The sequence below is a fragment of the Nocardioides daejeonensis genome, assembly GCF_003194585.1.
GTDB lineage: Bacteria > Actinomycetota > Actinomycetes > Propionibacteriales > Nocardioidaceae > Nocardioides > Nocardioides daejeonensis.
Genome location: NZ_QHKZ01000004.1, coordinates 252316 through 268202 on the forward strand (window position 1 = coordinate 252316; position 15887 = coordinate 268202).

At 69.2% G+C, this 15887-nt stretch carries 18 protein-coding genes; 12 read left to right on the plus strand and 6 right to left on the minus strand.

The window, feature by feature from the left end; all coding sequences use genetic code 11:
- Positions 1 to 87: 87 nt before the first annotated feature.
- Positions 88 to 855, plus strand: coding sequence for an IclR family transcriptional regulator (locus DNK54_RS12355; protein ID WP_239460063.1), 768 nt, complete (start codon positions 88 to 90; stop codon positions 853 to 855).
- 9 nt (positions 856 to 864) lie between these two features.
- Here DNK54_RS12355 and DNK54_RS12360 read toward each other — a convergent pair whose 3' ends face one another.
- Complete coding sequence (locus tag DNK54_RS12360) at positions 865 to 1101, minus strand: DUF1059 domain-containing protein (RefSeq protein WP_110207279.1); 237 nt, start codon at positions 1099 to 1101, stop codon at positions 865 to 867.
- A gap of 108 nt (positions 1102 to 1209) precedes the next feature.
- Here DNK54_RS12360 and DNK54_RS12365 point away from each other — a divergent pair, with 108 nt between their 5' ends.
- On the plus strand, positions 1210 to 2055 hold the full coding sequence (locus tag DNK54_RS12365) for a sigma-70 family RNA polymerase sigma factor (protein WP_110207280.1): 846 nt from the start codon (positions 1210 to 1212) through the stop codon (positions 2053 to 2055).
- Between the two features lie 21 nt (positions 2056 to 2076).
- Here DNK54_RS12365 and DNK54_RS21110 read toward each other — a convergent pair whose 3' ends face one another.
- A complete protein-coding gene (locus DNK54_RS21110; protein WP_162602430.1) occupies positions 2077 to 2253 on the minus strand; it encodes a hypothetical protein in 177 nt (58 codons plus the stop codon).
- A gap of 222 nt (positions 2254 to 2475) precedes the next feature.
- Here DNK54_RS21110 and DNK54_RS21300 point away from each other — a divergent pair, with 222 nt between their 5' ends.
- Positions 2476 to 2799, plus strand: coding sequence for an ester cyclase (locus DNK54_RS21300; protein WP_204164563.1), 324 nt, complete (start codon positions 2476 to 2478; stop codon positions 2797 to 2799).
- 124 nt (positions 2800 to 2923) lie between these two features.
- Here DNK54_RS21300 and DNK54_RS21115 read toward each other — a convergent pair whose 3' ends face one another.
- On the minus strand, positions 2924 to 3589 hold the full coding sequence (locus tag DNK54_RS21115) for a TetR/AcrR family transcriptional regulator C-terminal domain-containing protein (protein WP_162602431.1): 666 nt from the start codon (positions 3587 to 3589) through the stop codon (positions 2924 to 2926).
- A 138-nt stretch (positions 3590 to 3727) separates the two neighbouring features.
- Here DNK54_RS21115 and DNK54_RS21120 point away from each other — a divergent pair, with 138 nt between their 5' ends.
- The 4 genes from DNK54_RS21120 (at position 3728) to DNK54_RS12395 (ending at position 7392) form a co-directional block, all read left to right on the plus strand.
- On the plus strand, positions 3728 to 4243 hold the full coding sequence (locus tag DNK54_RS21120; RefSeq protein WP_239460064.1) for an SRPBCC family protein: 516 nt from the start codon (positions 3728 to 3730) through the stop codon (positions 4241 to 4243).
- A 34-nt stretch (positions 4244 to 4277) separates the two neighbouring features.
- On the plus strand, positions 4278 to 6560 hold the full coding sequence (locus DNK54_RS12385) for an FdhF/YdeP family oxidoreductase (protein WP_110207283.1): 2283 nt from the start codon (positions 4278 to 4280) through the stop codon (positions 6558 to 6560).
- A 207-nt stretch (positions 6561 to 6767) separates the two neighbouring features.
- Entirely contained in the window at positions 6768 to 7214 is a 447-nt protein-coding gene (locus tag DNK54_RS12390; protein ID WP_110207284.1) for a nitroreductase family deazaflavin-dependent oxidoreductase, read from the plus strand.
- A 52-nt stretch (positions 7215 to 7266) separates the two neighbouring features.
- Positions 7267 to 7392, plus strand: a complete 126-nt coding sequence (locus DNK54_RS12395; protein ID WP_204164564.1) for a DUF4287 domain-containing protein — start codon at positions 7267 to 7269, stop codon at positions 7390 to 7392.
- Positions 7393 to 7428: 36 nt separating this feature from the next.
- On the opposite strand, the gene DNK54_RS12400 is transcribed toward DNK54_RS12395, so the two are convergent.
- Entirely contained in the window at positions 7429 to 8214 is a 786-nt protein-coding gene (locus DNK54_RS12400; RefSeq protein ID WP_162602432.1) for an IclR family transcriptional regulator, read from the minus strand.
- A gap of 271 nt (positions 8215 to 8485) precedes the next feature.
- Here DNK54_RS12400 and DNK54_RS12405 point away from each other — a divergent pair, with 271 nt between their 5' ends.
- From DNK54_RS12405 to DNK54_RS12420, 4 genes are all read left to right on the plus strand, one after another.
- A complete protein-coding gene (locus DNK54_RS12405; protein WP_162602433.1) occupies positions 8486 to 10081 on the plus strand; it encodes an ABC transporter substrate-binding protein in 1596 nt (531 codons plus the stop codon).
- A 35-nt stretch (positions 10082 to 10116) separates the two neighbouring features.
- Entirely contained in the window at positions 10117 to 11232 is a 1116-nt protein-coding gene (locus DNK54_RS12410) for an ABC transporter permease (protein WP_204164565.1), read from the plus strand.
- Positions 11219 to 12121: an ABC transporter permease gene (locus DNK54_RS12415; protein ID WP_204164566.1), complete on the plus strand. Its 903-nt coding sequence runs from the start codon at positions 11219 to 11221 to the stop codon at positions 12119 to 12121. Before DNK54_RS12410 ends, DNK54_RS12415 begins: the two co-directional genes overlap by 14 nt.
- A 97-nt stretch (positions 12122 to 12218) precedes the next feature.
- The gene (locus DNK54_RS12420) at positions 12219 to 13319 is read left to right on the plus strand and encodes a dipeptidase (protein WP_162602434.1); all 1101 of its coding nucleotides are present in this window, start codon (positions 12219 to 12221) and stop codon (positions 13317 to 13319) included.
- Positions 13320 to 13356: 37 nt separating this feature from the next.
- Here DNK54_RS12420 and DNK54_RS12425 read toward each other — a convergent pair whose 3' ends face one another.
- On the minus strand, positions 13357 to 14082 hold the full coding sequence (locus DNK54_RS12425; protein ID WP_110207288.1) for an IclR family transcriptional regulator: 726 nt from the start codon (positions 14080 to 14082) through the stop codon (positions 13357 to 13359).
- Between the two features lie 67 nt (positions 14083 to 14149).
- On the opposite strand from DNK54_RS12425, the gene DNK54_RS12430 reads away from it, so the two are divergent.
- Positions 14150 to 14911 (plus strand): class II aldolase/adducin family protein, encoded by a 762-nt coding sequence (locus tag DNK54_RS12430; protein WP_110207289.1) that lies wholly within the window; start codon positions 14150 to 14152, stop codon positions 14909 to 14911.
- A gap of 16 nt (positions 14912 to 14927) precedes the next feature.
- On the opposite strand, the gene DNK54_RS12435 is transcribed toward DNK54_RS12430, so the two are convergent.
- Positions 14928 to 15848 (minus strand): alpha/beta fold hydrolase, encoded by a 921-nt coding sequence (locus DNK54_RS12435; RefSeq protein WP_110207290.1) that lies wholly within the window; start codon positions 15846 to 15848, stop codon positions 14928 to 14930.
- Between the last annotated feature and the right edge of the window lie 39 nt (positions 15849 to 15887).

Here is a 15887-nt window from a genome sequence, read left to right on the forward strand (position 1 = left end):
GAGTTCTCGATGAACGAACCCTTCTGGAGAAGATTCTGTTGAGCAGAACACCTTGGCAAGGGTGACCGCCGGCTCGAGGAGGCAGGAATGTCCGTGGACCCCGAGATGCGTAGGCCGCCGCCCTATGCGGTCTCCAGCGTCGACCACGCGCTGCGGATCGCGGTGATGCTGCAGATGGAGGGCGAGCTGACCGTCTCCCAGGTGGCCGAGCGGCTGGGTGTCGCCCGCTCCACCGCGCACCGGCTGCTGGCGATGCTCGTCTACCGTGACTTCGCCGTGCAGGACGAGACCCGGGCCTATCGGGTGGGGCCGGTGCTGCGGCTTCCGGAGCATTCGCAGTCGCTCACCTCGCGGATGCGCGAGGCCGCGTTCCCGCATCTGCGTCAGGTGGTCCGCGACCTCGACGAATCGGCCAACCTCATCATCCGCACCGGATCGACCGCTCGCTGCATCGCCAGCGTCGAATGCGATCGAGCGCTCCGGGTCAGCTCCCGCGAGGGGATGGTCTTCCCGGTGCACCGCACCTCGGCGGGGCTGCTGTTGCTGGCCGAGCTGCCACCGGAGCAGCTGTCGGCCGTCTTCGAGGAGGAGGACGCCGAGGACCGGCCCGACCTCGACCGGCTGCGTGGCGAGCTGGCCCGGATCCGGCGGGCCGGGTTCGCCGTGAACCGGGGCCGGTCGGAGCGCGGGATCGTCGCCGTCGGCGTACCGCTCCGGTCCGCCGACGGCGAGGCGCTGGCCGGGGTCTGCGTCTCGATGCCGAGCGTGCGCTACGCCCGGGACGACCTCCCCCGGATCGTGCAGGTGCTGCAGGAGGCCTCCCGTGCCTGCGCCGCCGACCTCGGCTATCGCTGAGGGGCTCGCTCAGTCCTCGGGCAGCTCGGCGAAGCGCGCCTTGACGTCGTTGTACCAGCCCAGGGACTTCTTCGGGTGCAGCCAGCGCCCCTTCATCTCCTTGCGGGCGGGCCCGTGCGCCTCGTCGCCGGCCTTGACGACCTCCTTGAGGTGCTGGTCCTGGGCGTTGATCACGTCGTCGGCGGTCGCACCGGAGTGGGCGAGGTCGCAGGGGCCGCCGAGGTCCTTGCAGGTCATCGTCTTCATGGGGGAACTCTCCTCGTGAGTGCGGCGAGGTCACATCGCCGGGTTGGTGTCCGTCGTAGTGATGACGGATCCCAGCATGAAGATGTGACCTGCGAAAGTGTGACCACTATGACCAACGAGTTCGATCAGACCGCAGCGTTCGAGGCCGAGCGCCCGCGCCTCCTCCGCATCGCCGGCCACGTGCTCGGCGATGCGAGCGAGGCCGAGGACGTCGTGCAGCAGGCCTGGCTGCGCCTGCACGGTACGTCGACGCAGATCGACAACCTCGCCGGCTGGCTGACCACGGTCACCACAAGGCTCTGCCTCGACCGGCTTCGCCAGCGGACGCCGGTCCCGGAGGAGGACCTCGAGACCGCCGAGACCGCGCCTGACCCCGCCGACGAGGTCGCGCTCGCCGATACCGTCGGCGTCGCCCTCCAGGTGGTGCTGGACCGGATGAGCCCGAAGGAGCGGGTCGCCTTCGTGCTGCATGACAGCTTCGGCTTCGAGTTCGACACGATCGCCGCAGTGCTCGACACCTCGTCGACAGCGGCCCGCAAGCTCGCCTCCCGTGCCCGGGCGAAGGTCGCCCAGCCGGCGGCGGAGGACGCCCTTGCTGACTGGGAGGTGGTCGACGCCTTCCTGGCTGCGGCTCGTGGCGGTGAGTTCACCCGTCTCATGGAGCTCCTCGCGCCGGATGCGGTGATCAGCGCCGACAGTGCGGCGCTCCTGGCCGGCACCCCCGAGCGCATCGCCGGTCGCGACGCGGTGGCCACCTTCTTCAACGGCGCGGCTCAGGCTGCCTTCCCGGTCTTCCTCGGCGACCGGCCGGGGGCGGCCTGGATCCACCGCGGTGAGGCGAGGGTCGCCTTCGACTTCGTGATCGCCGACGGGCGGGTCCAGCAGATCACCTTCCGCGCCGCGCCCGAGGTGCTTGCCGACGTACGCCGTCGCGACGGTGCCGTGCTGCGGTGACTGCGGCGGCGGGTGGTTGCTCTACGCGAGTTCTGAGAAGCCGACGAGGCTGAAGATGGCGACGTAGAAGACAACCATCGCGATCAGCAGGGCCGTGCCGAGGATGCCGAGCACCAGGACGGTGGTGCCTTCGGGATGCTCCACCGGTGGTCCGTAGTGCGATCCGTAGTGGGGGTCGTACCCAGGCTGCTGCGACATGCGGGAGCTTCACCTCGTCCTTGTTCCTGCGAGAAGTCTGCCCCACCTGGCAGACTGACGCTGAGACTTACGGTGTAAGTAGGAGGAGATCATGCTCACGACCGAGATCCGGGCAGCCCGCGAGAGGCTGGTGCTCGACCACTTCCACGACGAGGTCGCCCAGGACTGGGACCAGACCCGACCCTCTCGACCTTCCCGCATCCGCACTACGAGCTCATTCCGATGCTGGTGGTGCACGACGGCGACGCCGAGGTGCGCGATTACTACCACGACACCCGGGTCGCCTTTCCCGACCAGGACCACGAGATCATCGCGCTGCGTCACAGTGACGACGCGGTCATCGTGGAGTTCTGGCTCACCGGCACCCACCTCGGGCCGTTCGGCGCGGTGCCGCCGACAGGCAGTCGACACCGGACCCGGATGACGGCGTACTTCCTCTTCGACGCCGAGGAGAACCTGGTCTGCGAGCGAATCTACTTCGACCGGCTCAGCCGGTCACGCAGCTGCTCGGCGGCATCGACCTCAAGCGGCCGCGGAACTGGCTGACGCTGGCCCGTGCGGTGGCCGGTCTGCTGAAGATGGGCGGAAGCGGGCCTGATCCGCGTCTGACCGAGACCGTCGAGGCGCAGTTCCCCGACTACGTCTACGTGCGGGAGCGCGCCAGCGGCTCCTAGGACACGTTGGCCAGTCGTGCCGCGAGCGCGTCGAGCACCAGGTCGACGGCGAACGCGAAGTCGGCATCGTGGTCGAGGGCGGCAAGCTCCCCCGCGACCTCCGGGAGGTGCGGGAGTCCGCTCGTGGTGACCACGGCGTCGCGCAGTGCGCGGCTGCGAGGATCGTCGCCGCCCAGGGTCGGGCTCGCGCCGAGCTCGCGCAGCAGGCTGCCGACCACCGTGGCCAGCAGCGACCGGAACCCCCGGACCGCGTCGGCGGGTGTGAAGCCGGCCTCCAGCAGGATGCCGACGGCGCCGTCGGCGGCAGCCAGGAGTGCCGGGGAGTAGGACTGGCGGGTCAGGACGAGCGGCGCCGTACGGGGGTAGCGGTGGGCGTGGGCACGGAAGGCGTCGGCGAGGGCGCGGGCGTCGTCACGCCACGCGCCACGGGACGCGGGCAGCTCAAGTCGCCCGAGGACCGTGTCGACCACGCCGTCGATCAGCGCCTCCTTGTCGCGCACGTGGTTGTAGAGAGACATCGCCTCGACACCCACGGCGGCCGCCACCCGCCGCATCGAGAGCGCTTCGGCTCCGTCGCGCTCGGCCAGCTCCACCGCGGCTTCGAGGATCTCGGAGCGGGTCAGGTCGCGACGTCCCCGGCGACCGGTCCCCTCACGTGCCACGGCTTCTCCCGAACGTACGCCGGCCCCTCGCGGCCGGCTCCTCGGCGCAGTCAACCACGGTGCGCGGGGATGAAGTCGGCCCGATCGGGCACCGGGAGACGAGATGGGCCCTGTGGCCGTCGGGGCGAGGAGGTCGTGGTGAGCAGGGGAGTGATGGTGCGGCGCAGCGTCGAGGTGGCGGTGCCGGTGCGCACGGCGTACGACCAGTGGAGTCAGCTCGAGACGTTCCCACGCTTCCTGCAGGTGGTGCACGAGGTCGAGGTGTCGCGCCCCACGCTGACGCGGTGGGTGGTCGGCTACGGTCCGCTCCGCCACGAGTTCCTGGCGGAGGTGCTGGAGCAGCAGCCCGACGAGCACCTTCGTTGGCGCAGCCTCGGACGCCGACTCCGGCACCGCGGCGACGTGCACTTCCGCGCGCTCGGCCCGGCCCGCTGCGAGGTGACCGTGGCGATGCAGATGGATGCGCCACCTCTTCTCGGCCCGGCGGCGCGGCTGCTGGCCGGCCGTTTCGTGACCACGCTGCTGGAGTCGTTCCGGGCCTTCATCGAAGGTGTCGGCGCGGCCGGACTGAGCTGGCGCGGTGGCATCCGCGACGGCAGGGTGGAGGATGTAGGTGGGAAGGCCCCCGACTTCCCCGAGTGGCCGCACGGCTGACATGACAGAAGAACACCGGATCTGAGGAGCCGACATGCGCAAGGCGCCGAAGCACGAGCCCATCGCCGAGCTGGAGGTGACTGAGCCCAAGGAGTGGGCCGCGGGCGTCCCCGCGGTGAAGAAGGCGCTGGAGTACTCGCTCTCCCAGACCTCGCCGAAGCGGACCGCGCTGACCCTCCTCACCATGAACCAGGTGGACGGCATCGACTGTCCCGGTTGCGCGTGGCCGGACCCCAAGCCCGGGCACCGGCACAAGAACGAGTACTGCGAGAACGGCGCCAAGCACATCAACGACGAGGCGACCTCGCGCCGGATCACCGCGGACTTCTTCCGCGAGCACCGGGTCTCCGAGCTTGCGGAGCGTTCCGACGAGTGGCTCAACGCCCAGGGCCGGCTGACCGAGCCGATGGTGAAACGCGCCGGCTCCGACCACTACGAGCCGATCGCCTGGAACGACGCGTTCGCGCTGCTGGCCGACGAGCTGAATGCCCTGGACTCGCCCGACGAGGCGGCCTTCTACACCTCGGGGCGCGTGAGCAACGAGGCGGCGTTCCTGCTCCAGCTCTTCTCCCGAGCCTTCGGCACCAACAACCTCCCGGACTGCAGCAACCTGTGTCACGAGTCGTCGGGGACGGCACTCAGCGAGACGATCGGCGTCGGCAAGGGCACGGTCAGCCTCGACGACCTGCACCACTCCGACCTGGTCTTCGTGGTCGGGCAGAACCCGGGCACCAACCACCCGCGCCAGCTCTCCGCCCTGGAGGAGTGCAAGCGCAACGGCGGCCGTGTCATCGCGATCAACCCGCTTCCCGAGGCCGGGCTGAAGCGGTTCAAGAACCCGCAGAAGGCGCGCGGGGTGATCGGTTCGGGCACCGTCATCGCCGACAAGCTGCTGCAGATCCGCATCGGTGGGGACCTGATGTTCTTCCGGGGGCTCAACCGGCTCCTGCTGGAGGCCGAGGACGCCGCACCGGGCACCGTGCTCGACCACGACTTCATCGACAGTTCGTCGGTGGGCTTCGAGGAGTTCGCAGAGCACGTGCGTACGACGGAGTGGGAGGAGGTGCTTGCCGCCTCCGGCCTGAGCCGCGCGGAGATCGAGGACATTCGCGACGAGGTGCTGAAGGCCGACCGGATCATCGTCTGCTGGGCGATGGGCCTCACCCAGCACCCGCACGCAGTGCCGACGATCCGCGAGATCGTCAACTTCCTGATGCTGCGCGGCAACCTCGGCAAGCCAGGCGCGGGTGCCTGCCCGGTGCGCGGGCACAGCAACGTGCAGGGCGACCGCACCATGGGGATCTGGGAGAAGATGCCCGACTCGTTCCTCGACGCGCTGCAGGCCGAGTTCGGGTTCGACCCGCCGCGTGAGCACGGACTGGACGCGGTCGGCGCCATCCGGGCGATGGGTGAGGGCGGCATCAAGGTCTTCGTGGGCATGGCCGGGAACTTCGTGCGGGCGACGCCGGACAGTGCGGTGACCGAGGCTGGTCTGCGGCAGTGCCGGCTCACCGCGCATGTCTCGACGAAGCTCAACCGCTCGCACGCCGTGTGTGGCGAGGTGGCGCTGATCCTGCCGGCCCTGGGCCGCACCGAGCGCGACCGCCAGGCGACCGGCGAGCAGTTCGTCACCGTCGAGGACTCGATGAGCGAGGTGCACCTGACGAAGGGGCGGCTCGAGCCCGCCTCGCCGGTGCTGCTCAGCGAGGTGGCGATCCTCTGTCGGCTGGCCCGTGCCACGCTCGGCGACCGCATGGAGATCCCGTGGGAGTCGTTCGAAGGCGACTACGGCCGGATCCGCGACCGGATCTCCCGCGTGGTGCCCGGCTTCGAGGAGTTCAACGCCCGCGTCGTGAAGCCCGGCGGCCTGCCGTTGGTCAACCCCGTCAACGAGGGGCACTTCCGTACGTCGGTCGGCAAGGCGATCTTCACCTGCAACTCCGGCTCGATCCCCGACGTGCCGGAGGGGCACCTGGTGCTGCAGACGCTGCGTTCCCACGACCAGTGGAACACCATCCCCTACTCCAACGACGACCGCTACCGCGGTATCCACGGTGACCGCCGGGTGGTGCTGGTGAACGCAGAGGACCTGGCGGCCCAGGGGCTGACGGCGGGCGACAAGGTCGACGTGGTGAGCGTCTGGTCAGACGGCGAGCGCCGGGCCGAGGCCTTCACCGTGGTTCCTTATCCGACACCGCGCGGCTGCGCCGCCGGCTACTACCCGGAGATGAACGTGCTGGTCGCCCTCGGCAGCGTCGCCTCCGGCAGCAACCAACCCGCCTTCAAGAGCGTCATCGTCAGGCTGGAGCGGGTCTGATAGCCGGCACGTCCTGCGCAACGTCCTGCTTTCGGGTTGCCGGAGGGGCCACCGCGCAGGACGTCCCGCGCAACGTCCTGCCATGGGGTTGCTGGAGGGGCCACCGCGCAGGACGTCCCGCGCAACGTCCTGCCATGGGGTTGCTGGGACGACCGGAAGGTAGGACGTTGTGCGGAATAGCGGGTGGGGGAGGGCCGTTGCGGCTATATGGCACTTCAAGGCGAGTACGAACCGAGCAGCATGCAGTGGGTCCGCGACCAGGTCGCGGCGTACGAGGCGTCTGGGGGCCGCGAGGCCAACACGCTTCAGGGCGGCAAGGATCCGATCGTGGTGATCACGTCGGTCGGGGCGAAGTCCGGCAAGCTCCGCAAGAACCCGGTGATGCGGGTGGAGAAGGACGGGGTCTACGTGGCTGTCGCCTCCAAGGGCGGCGCACCGGAGAACCCGAGTTGGCACGACAACTTCCTTGCCCACCCGCTGGTTGACCTGCAGGACGGCCCGGAGCCCCGCTCCTTCCGCGCCCGCCTCACGTCGGGAGAGGAGCGCGCCACCTGGTGGGCGCACGCGGTTGCCACCTGGTCGACGTACGCCGCGTACCAGGAGAAGACCGACCGGGAGATCCCGGTCTTCGTGCTGGAGCCGGTCGAGGACTGAGCCGCCGTGGGGCCGGCGATGAGTTCATCGTCGGCCCGCGGTCTCTTTGGGTATGAACCCCCAGTACGGCGCGGGGGTGAAGCACATGGAGCTCGTCGCCATGCTCAAGACGGAGCACGGCATGGGCCATGGGCATGCGAATGCGCTCGTTGCCCACACCCTTCGCGAGGACGCCTGACGTCGGCGCCCCGGGCCACTGCCAGCGAGTGGCGGATCACCTCCGACGCCGGCGGCTCTGAGCGACCCATCTCGGGTAGAGCTCGGCCGAGGTGTGCTTGCTCGCCAGCAGCACGTTCGGGATCACCTTCTCCAAGCTGCTGCCCTCCAACGCTACGGAGATCGCCGCGACCGCACCTTCGGGTCCCATGACGGGAGCGGCGACGTTGACCAGCCGTAGCGGGTGCTTCTCGGCAGGCACGGCCCGCACCCCGCCCCTGCTGCGGGCATCGCGGAGCCCGTTGTACAGGCGGTCCAGGGCTTCCGGAGGACACGATGCGGCGCTGAACCACTGAGCGATCCACCCGTTGGGCATGAACGAGAGAAGCGCCTGGCCGCTGGCGGTCTGGTACGACGGGACGCGTGCGCCGACTGCGGAGGGGACCGCTTGCCCTGCGACGCCCGGCAGACGATCCAGGTAGTACACATCGGACCCGTCCAGCACGCTCAGGTGTACCACGCCACCGCTCGACTGCTGCAGCTCGTACAACGACTCGGCGGCGGCCGCGCGGATGTCCAAACGGTCGGTATGGCGAGCAGCCAGCCGCTTGGCTCGCCGGCTCAGCTCGTAACCCCCGCCGGGGTGCGTCGCGATCCATTCGAGCTCACACATCTGCTGAGCGAGGCGTGAGGCCGTCGAACGAGCCAGGCCGGTGGCTCGGCTGAGCTCCTCCAGGGGCACCGGCCCGTCAGCGTTGTCGAGGACGTCGATGATCTGCGTCAGACGTTCGATCACGCCGGTACGGCGCGCGGAGCCGTCGGAGTCCAGGACCTGAGAGCTCACACCCTTCTCCTTCACCTACGGTGCGGAACGACGTCAGGGCAACGTCGGCTTTCTCGTCTGCCGGATGGCCGGGTGCCAACGATCACAAGGGTTGGCGGTTTGTGCACATCCGTCCCGCTCATCGGGAATCGCCAGAGGGGCTCCGGGCGCCCTTGAAACGGTCCGATCACCTCGTCGCGAGGTGGTGCTCGGGGTGGCGGAATCGAGATCGGTGGCACGGACGGGACGCACCGTCCCGTCATGCAGTGCTGCCATCATGGAAGGAAGCAAGATGAAGCGAAGCAGGACGTTGGCTGCGGCTGCCTTGAGCACGCTGTTGACCGTGGCCGCCTGTGGGGGCGGGGGCCAGAGCGCGACCCCTGAGGGCGAGGCGCCTACCGGCGGGGAGGCCTGTACGGCTGAGCTCGCCGGCGGCAAGATCACCATGGGCGTCGGCCAGGCGACCCAGACCCTGGACCCCGTCACGCAGAACTCCGGGGGCAACGGTGGCTCCGAGCGGGCGGCGCTCTACGACACCCTGATGACCTACGACCCGGGCACCAACACGTACGCGCCCCACCTGGCCGAGTCCTTGGCGTCGAACGAGGACGCCACCGAGTGGACCCTCAAGCTGCGTGCCGGGATCACCTTCCCGACCGGCAACCCGTTGACCGCCGATGTGGTTCGGCAGAGTCTTGAGCGGCACAGCGCTGATGCCTCGACCTCCAACATCGTCAACATCCTTGAGTTCGTCGAGGAGCTCGAGGTTGTCGACGAGCTGACGCTGAAGTTCCACCTCTCGGAGCCCTACGGCACGCTGCCCTTCCTGTTGGCGGGCAGCGGCGGAGAGATCACCAACCCGGAGGTGGTGAAGCAGCTCGGGGACAAGTTCGGTCAGCAGGCGACCCCGGCGATGGGCCTCGGGCCCTACGACCTCGAGCGTTTCGCGCCAGGCGAGGAGGTCGTGCTCAAGGCCAAGAAGGACTATTGGGGCGGACCGGTCTGCATCGACGAGATTCGTTTCGTCTACATCACCGGTGGACAGCCGACCTATGAGGCCCTGAAGCTCGGCGAGGTCCAGATGGCCTACCTCACCGACGCCCGGGCGGTTGACCTGGCCAAGCGCGACGGTGTTGCCGGCTACAGCTCCAACTCCTTCGCGGGTGCCGCGGTGCTGATGAACAACGGCGTCCGCGGAGGCAAGCCGGCCACGATCGACCCGAAGGTCCGCGAGGCGATCACCCTGGCGGTGGATCCCGAGGTGATGAACAAGCGTCGCTGGGACGGTCTGGGCGCCGCGAGCACATCGCTGGTCTACCCGCCGGAGTCGCCGCTCGCCTCCGACGTCAGTGGCCCGAAACCGGATCCGGAGCGGGCGAAGGAGCTGGTGGCCGAGGCCAAGGCCGGTGGCTGGAACGGCAAGCTGAACCTGGTCTGCCCGAACGACCCGAGCAACCAGGAGGCCGCCATCGCGCTCAAGGCGCTGCTCTACTCGGTCGGGATCGACGTGGAGGCCTCCAACGTGGCTACCGCTGACCTGATCAAGGCTGTCATCGTCGACGCGGACTACGACCTCGCCTGTTGGGGCGTCGGGGCACAACCCGCCAGTCCGTACCTGGCGTTCTCGGGGTTCCACTCCGAGAGCACCAGCAACTACTCCGGTTTCGCGAACCCGGAGATGGACGAGGCGATCGACGCGCTGCAGGCGGCGCAGAGCTCGGAGCAGCAGCGGGAGGCGATCGGTGCCATCCAGACGGTGTGGAACGCCGCCTTCCCTGCCGTCGTCTATGGCTCGCCGGAGAGCTACATCGCGGTCGATGACTCGCTGCGCGGCACCATCCAGACCTCGTGGGGCACGGTGCTGTTCCACAAGGCTTTCGTGAAGTGACCGGACGGATCTGAGCAGTGAGGGGAGGAAGCAGGATGCGCGCGGTGCTCAAGCGGGTGACCCACCTGGTGCTGGTGCTGTGGCTGGTCAGCCTGGCGACCTTCCTGCTCCTCGAGCTGGTGCCGGGCGACCCCGCGACCGCGGTCCTCGGCACCAGCGGCACCCCCGACCAGTACGCCCAGGTCCGCGCCCAGCTAGGCCTGGACCTGCCGCTCCACGAGAGGTACCTGTCGTGGCTGGGAGGTGCGCTCCAAGGCGACTTCGGAGAGTCCCTCACTCCGCCTCACCAGGATGTCTCCGCGGCCCTGGCTGCGCGCCTGCCGGTGACCTTCCAGATCGCGGCCTGCGGACTGCTGCTCGCCCTGGTCATCTCGGTACCGACGGCGGTCTGGGCGGCGCACCGCCAGGGACGGATCTTCGACCGCTGGAGTTCCTCGGGTGTCTTCGCAGTCATGTCGTTGCCGACGTTCCTGATCGGGATCTTCTTGATCCAAGGCTTCGTCTTCCATCCGCAGGCGATGCAAACGGCCGCCCTGCTCGTTGCCGTAGGGGTGGCGACCGGTGCGGGTTGGACGGCGCAGCGCCGGGCCGCCCGGGGCGATAGCCCGTGGAGTCTGGTGCTCGTCGCCGTCCTGGCGTCGGTACTCGTGCTGCTGCTCATCGTGGCGTGGCCGACCTTCCCGCGCCAGGGATTCAGCCGACTCGGTGCCGACGGTGGTCTGGCGGAGAACCTGCGCCATATCGCCTTGCCGGTCCTGACGGTGGCCCTCGGGGAACTGGCCCTCTTCACCCGCGTCCTCCGGTCGGAGATGATCCAGACCCTGGACACCGGATTCGTCGAGGCCGCCCGAGCGCGCGGCCTGCCGACCCATCGGATCCTGCTGGGGGAGGCGCTCCGGCCGGCGTCGTTCTCCTTGGTCACCGTGGCCGGTCTGTCCTTGGGCAGCCTGATGGGTGGGACTCTGATCGTGGAGGTGCTGTTCAACCTGCCGGGCATGGGCCGCCTGCTGGTCGAAGCGATCGAGTCCAACGACTACGTGACCGTGCAGGCAGGCGTCCTGGTGCTCGCCGCCATCTACGTCCTACTCAACGCTGCGGTGGACCTGCTCTACCGCATCTTGGACCCGAGGATCCGCCATGCAGAGCAGTGAGGCCACCGAAGCGCGCCAGCCAGCCAGGTCGGGCGCGGCCCGGAGCCGGGCCGGCAGGGGGCGGCTCGAGTGGCGCACTCTCCGCCTGTGGCTGGCCTTCGCCTGGCTGGTGGTGATCATCGGCGTCGCGGTCCTGGCCGACGTCCTGCCCTTCGCCGAGGCGCGCAACCCAGGGAAGACCCTCTATGAACCGGCGTTGGCGACTCCGGACCTGGCGTCCGGTCATCCGCTCGGGACCGATCGACACGGGCTGGATCTGTTGGGTGGGCTGGCCTACGGTGCGCGGGTCTCGCTCACGGTGGGGATCGGGGCCACCGCGCTGGGTTGCCTCATCGGCATGCTCATCGGCCTCACCGCCGGCTTCGTCCGTGGTCGTCTCGACGCGGTGGTGGGCCTGCTGACCGACTCGATGCTGGCGTTCCCCCCGTTGATCCTGTTGATCGGCGCGGTGGCGGTCATGCGCCCGTCCGTCCTGGTGGTCACCTGCTCGCTCGCCCTCCTGACCGTCCCGAGCTACGTGCGGCTGGCGCGGGCCCACACGCTGACCCTGGTGCCGCGGGAGTTCGTCCTGCAAGCGCGCGCCCTGGGCGCCACCTCCTCACGCATCGTCTTCAAGGAGCTGCTCCCCAACGTCGTCTGGCCGATGCTGTCGTACTCGATCGTCGTGGTCGCGGCGATGATCGTCTCGGAGGCATCGCTCTCCTACCTGGGCTTGAGCGTGCAACGCCCGAACCCCACCTGGGGCAACATGATCGCGGCCGGACAGGACTCCTTCCAGCAGTACCCACACCTGGTCCTGGTGCCGGCTGTGGCGATGTTCCTGACCGTCCTCTCCATCAATGCGGTCGGGGAAGCCGTCCGCTCGCGCGAGCTGCGCAACGCTCGCTGACCTCACCACTTCACCCCGGCTGATGCCCCAGGTGGGCGCCAGCCTGCCCGAACGACCCCATCGCGCGCTCTCGCGCGCCCCATCAAGAGGAGTGACCATGGAAACCCTGACCGCGCACGACACCGCCAAGCCGGCGGTGATGAACGAAGTCCTGGTGATCGACGGCTGCTCGGTCTCCGCGATCGGCTGGCATGAACGGATCGAGCAGTCCGGCGTCCACGCCCTGCAGACCGCGGTCACCTGGCCGCGCGACGACGCGGGTCAGGCGCTGCGTCGCATCCGAGCCCATCACGCGTTGATCGAGGAGGAGCCCCGTTTCGAGCTGGTGCGTACCGTCACCGACCTCGAGCGCTACAAGGCCGACGGCAAGGTCGGCATCATCCTCGGCGCGCAGAACACGGACATGCTTGGCCGGGACACCGCGCTCGTAGAGGTCTTCCGCGATGCGGGGATCCGGATGATGCAGCTCAACTACAACGAGAGAAACGCTGCCTCCGACGGCTGCCTCGAGAGCACCGATGCGGGGCTCTCCTTCTTCGGCCGGGAGCTGATCGTGGCGATGAACGAGGCCGGGGTGCTGGTCGATCTCGCTGACGCGGGCATCCGGTCCAGCTTGGACGCCATCGAGGTCTCCGCGAAGCCGTGCGTCTTCTCGCACGTCAACCCACGGGCTACGGCCTTGGAGCAGCAGCGCAACGTCACCGACGAGCAGATCCGCGCAGTTGCTGCCAAGGGCGGCCTGATCGGTGTGGTTCCGCATTCGCCGCTCTCCGCGGTCACGATGGGTGAATGGCCGACGCTCGACGACTTCATCCGGCATATCGACTACGTCGTCGACCTGGTGGGCATCGATCACATCTCCTTCGGGTCGGATTCGGAAGCAACCCCGGGTGGGGTCTCCATCGAGCTCTCCTTCCAGATGGGCGAGGTCGGGCGGACCGGCCGCGGCGCGGACCGGAGCATCGGATCCATCTCGGCCGCGATGGGGATGAGTCGCAAGCGCACCAAGCCGCTGACCTACTTCGAGATGGCGCAGGCGTTGCAACACGGCAACTGGGGTCCCACGGACCTGGAGAGTGTCGGCAAGCTTCCCAACCTGGTGCGGCGCCTGCAGGAGCTCGGCTGGTCGGACGCTGACCTGGGCAAGTTGCTCGGCGGCAACCTGGTCCGGGTCTACGCAGAGGTCTGGAGCGACTGATCCGAGCGTCGGCGGTGGTCTGGCCCGTCGCCGACGCTCATGGCCTCCGGCCGGTGCTGAGCTCACCGGCGGCGTCGCGCGTGTGGCCCCCGATCTCGGCGTACCGCTGGGGAGTGATCCGGGTGTCGGGACCGCTGACCACGACGGCGCCGACCGGTTGGCCGGTGGCGTCGAGGATCGCCGAGGCGAGGCTCGTCGTACCGCGGAGGACCGAGCCTTCGGCCATGGACCAGCCGCGACTGCGGATCTCGGAGTACGCCGCGTCGTCGAGGATCGTGGCCGGATCGACCGCGAATGCCGCGCGGCGATCAGCGTCGAGGTGGGCGAAGAGGACCTGCCCGACCGCGCTCGAGGCGAGCGGCAGCGTCTGGCCGAGGCGTACGGCGGTGCGGACCGCCTGGTTGCCCTCGGCGACGTCGACCACGACCACCGAGGTGCCTTCGACCATGGCGACGTAGGCGGTCTCGCCGGTGGCGTTGCGCAGCGTGCCCATCAACGTTCGCGCGCGCACGGCCAGGTCGCCGGTGGCCAGCGCGGAGGCGGCGACCATGAGCGGCTTGTTCGTCGCCTCCCACCGCCGGGAGCCGTCGGCGGTCGGTCGCAGCCAGCCCTCCTCGTGGAGCGTCACGAGCGTGCGCTGCACCGCGCTCTTCTCCTCCGACATGAGCCGGGCCAGGTCGCTGAGGCCGACGGGCTGGTGCGCGGCGACGGCTTCGAGGAGCCGGAGGCCGCGCGCGAGTGTGCCGAGTGTCTTGACTGCCATGGCGGCCTCTCCTACCGTGTGGTTCACAGAGTGATCTATTGGATCATATAGTGACACAGGAGTAGTCGTGACCTTCACCCCCACCGCCGACCGCCTGATTCCCGACCTCGACCCTCGGGAGGAGATGGTGCTGCTGGCCCGAGCGTTGTGGAACGAGGGATATCGCGACCACCTCTCCGGTCACCTCACCTACAACCTCGGTGACGGCACGCTGCTCTGCAACCCGTGGCTGCTCACCTGGGAGGAGTTCCTGCCCGACCAGGTGATCCGCATCGACCTCCAGGGCAACGTGGTCGAGGGCGACTGGCCGGCGCCACTCGGCATCCCCTTGCACCTGGCGCTGCACGAGGTGCGACCCGACGTGCAGTTCGCGCTGCACAACCACTCCGAGTTCGGCACGATCTGGGCCGACCTCGGTGAGGTGCCGCCGGCGTACGACCAGAGCTCCAGCCTGGGCGGCGGCGAGGTGGTGCTGGTCAACGAGTACGAAGGGGCTGTCGACAGCATGGAGGCCGCGACCTCCGCGGTAGCGGCGATGGGCGACGCCGACCGGGCGCTGCTGGGCGGTCACGGCGTCTTCGTGCTGGGGAGCACCGCGCGAGCGGTCTACCTGCGCGCGGTCGCACTCGAGCAGCGGTGCAAGAACGCCTGGATGGTGCGGGCCGCCGACGGTCCTGCGAAGTCGGCGCTGCCCGACTGGTGGCTCGAGCGCCAGCTGAGGAGCGACGGCAACGGGTTCCACGGCTTCTGGGAAGCGGCCGTCCGCGCCGAGCTGCGTCGCGACCCCGTGCTCGCTGCGGCGATCACCGCGCGGCTCGCAGCTGCCTGACGGCGTACGACGACCGTCAGGTCGTGGTGGCCGCGCCGAAGAACTCCCGCAGCGCGGTCACCGTCTCGGCGGGCTTCTCCTCCGGGAAGAAGTGCCCGCAGCCGGCGAGCTCTCGTCCCTGCAGGTCCTCGGCCCACATCCGCCACGTCGCCAGGACGTCGAACCAGCGCGAGACCGCGCCGTGCTCGGCCCACAGCGCCAGGGTGGGGCAGGTGATCGTGCGGGAGCCGTGATCGGCAGCATCGAGTGGCCAGTCGACGGCGGCACCTGCACGGTAGTCCTCGCACATGGCGTGCACGACTGCTGGATTGCTGACAGCCGCAAGGTAGTCCGCGCGTGCCTCGGCGTCGACGTACGTGGGGTTCACCGCGCCGACCCGCTCCAGGAACGCGAGCGGGTCCGCGTCGATCCACGACTCCGGCAGCGGCGCGCGCTGGGGGAGGAAAGTCCAGTTCCAGATCCGCAACGCCATCTCGGCATCCATGCGCGCGTACATGTCGCTGGTGGGCACGATGTCGAGCACGGCCAGGCGCTCCACGGCGTCAGGGTGGTCCAGCGCGGTGCGATAGGCCACCCGCGCGCCGCGGTCGTGGCCGACCAAGCCGAAGCGCCGATGACCGAGATGGTGGGCCAGCGTGACGACGTCGAGTGCCATCGCACGTTTGGAGTAGCCGTCATGGCCGGCCTCCGACGGTGGTTGCCCGCTGCCGCCGTACCCGCGCAGGTCGGGGGCGATCACCGTGAAGTCGCGGGCGAGATCGGCGGCCACCGGCTTCCACATCAGGTGGGTCTGCGGGAAGCCGTGCAGCAGGACGAGCGGCGGACCGGAGCCGCCGATCCGGACCCGCAGTGACGTCGCGCCGACGTCGACCTGGGTCAGCTCGAAGCCGTCGAACCCGCTGCCCGTGACGGCGCCGGGGGAGGGTTGCCCGCTCATGGAGCGAACGTAACGACGATGGCCTGCGGAGGCCCGGTC

What these genes read in the sequence shown, in the direction of transcription:
- DNK54_RS21110 (WP_162602430.1), bottom strand. Translation starts at nt 2,253, where the DNA reads ATGTCGCAGCAGCCTGGGTACGACCCCCACTACGGATCGCACTACGGA.
- DNK54_RS12435 (WP_110207290.1), bottom strand. Translation starts at nt 15,848, where the DNA reads ATGAGCGGGCAACCCTCCCCCGGCGCCGTCACGGGCAGCGGGTTCGAC.
- DNK54_RS21300 (WP_204164563.1), top strand. Translation starts at nt 2,476, where the DNA reads ATGCTGGTGGTGCACGACGGCGACGCCGAGGTGCGCGATTACTACCAC.
- DNK54_RS12365 (WP_110207280.1), top strand. Translation starts at nt 1,210, where the DNA reads ATGACCAACGAGTTCGATCAGACCGCAGCGTTCGAGGCCGAGCGCCCG.
- DNK54_RS12425 (WP_110207288.1), bottom strand. Translation starts at nt 14,082, where the DNA reads ATGGCAGTCAAGACACTCGGCACACTCGCGCGCGGCCTCCGGCTCCTC.
- DNK54_RS12390 (WP_110207284.1), top strand. Translation starts at nt 6,768, where the DNA reads ATGGCACTTCAAGGCGAGTACGAACCGAGCAGCATGCAGTGGGTCCGC.
- DNK54_RS12385 (WP_110207283.1), top strand. Translation starts at nt 4,278, where the DNA reads ATGCGCAAGGCGCCGAAGCACGAGCCCATCGCCGAGCTGGAGGTGACT.
- DNK54_RS12420 (WP_162602434.1), top strand. Translation starts at nt 12,219, where the DNA reads ATGGAAACCCTGACCGCGCACGACACCGCCAAGCCGGCGGTGATGAAC.
- DNK54_RS12360 (WP_110207279.1), bottom strand. Translation starts at nt 1,101, where the DNA reads ATGAAGACGATGACCTGCAAGGACCTCGGCGGCCCCTGCGACCTCGCC.
- DNK54_RS12410 (WP_204164565.1), top strand. Translation starts at nt 10,117, where the DNA reads ATGCGCGCGGTGCTCAAGCGGGTGACCCACCTGGTGCTGGTGCTGTGG.
- DNK54_RS12395 (WP_204164564.1), top strand. Translation starts at nt 7,267, where the DNA reads ATGAACCCCCAGTACGGCGCGGGGGTGAAGCACATGGAGCTCGTCGCC.
- DNK54_RS12415 (WP_204164566.1), top strand. Translation starts at nt 11,219, where the DNA reads ATGCAGAGCAGTGAGGCCACCGAAGCGCGCCAGCCAGCCAGGTCGGGC.
- DNK54_RS12405 (WP_162602433.1), top strand. Translation starts at nt 8,486, where the DNA reads ATGAAGCGAAGCAGGACGTTGGCTGCGGCTGCCTTGAGCACGCTGTTG.
- DNK54_RS12355 (WP_239460063.1), top strand. Translation starts at nt 88, where the DNA reads ATGTCCGTGGACCCCGAGATGCGTAGGCCGCCGCCCTATGCGGTCTCC.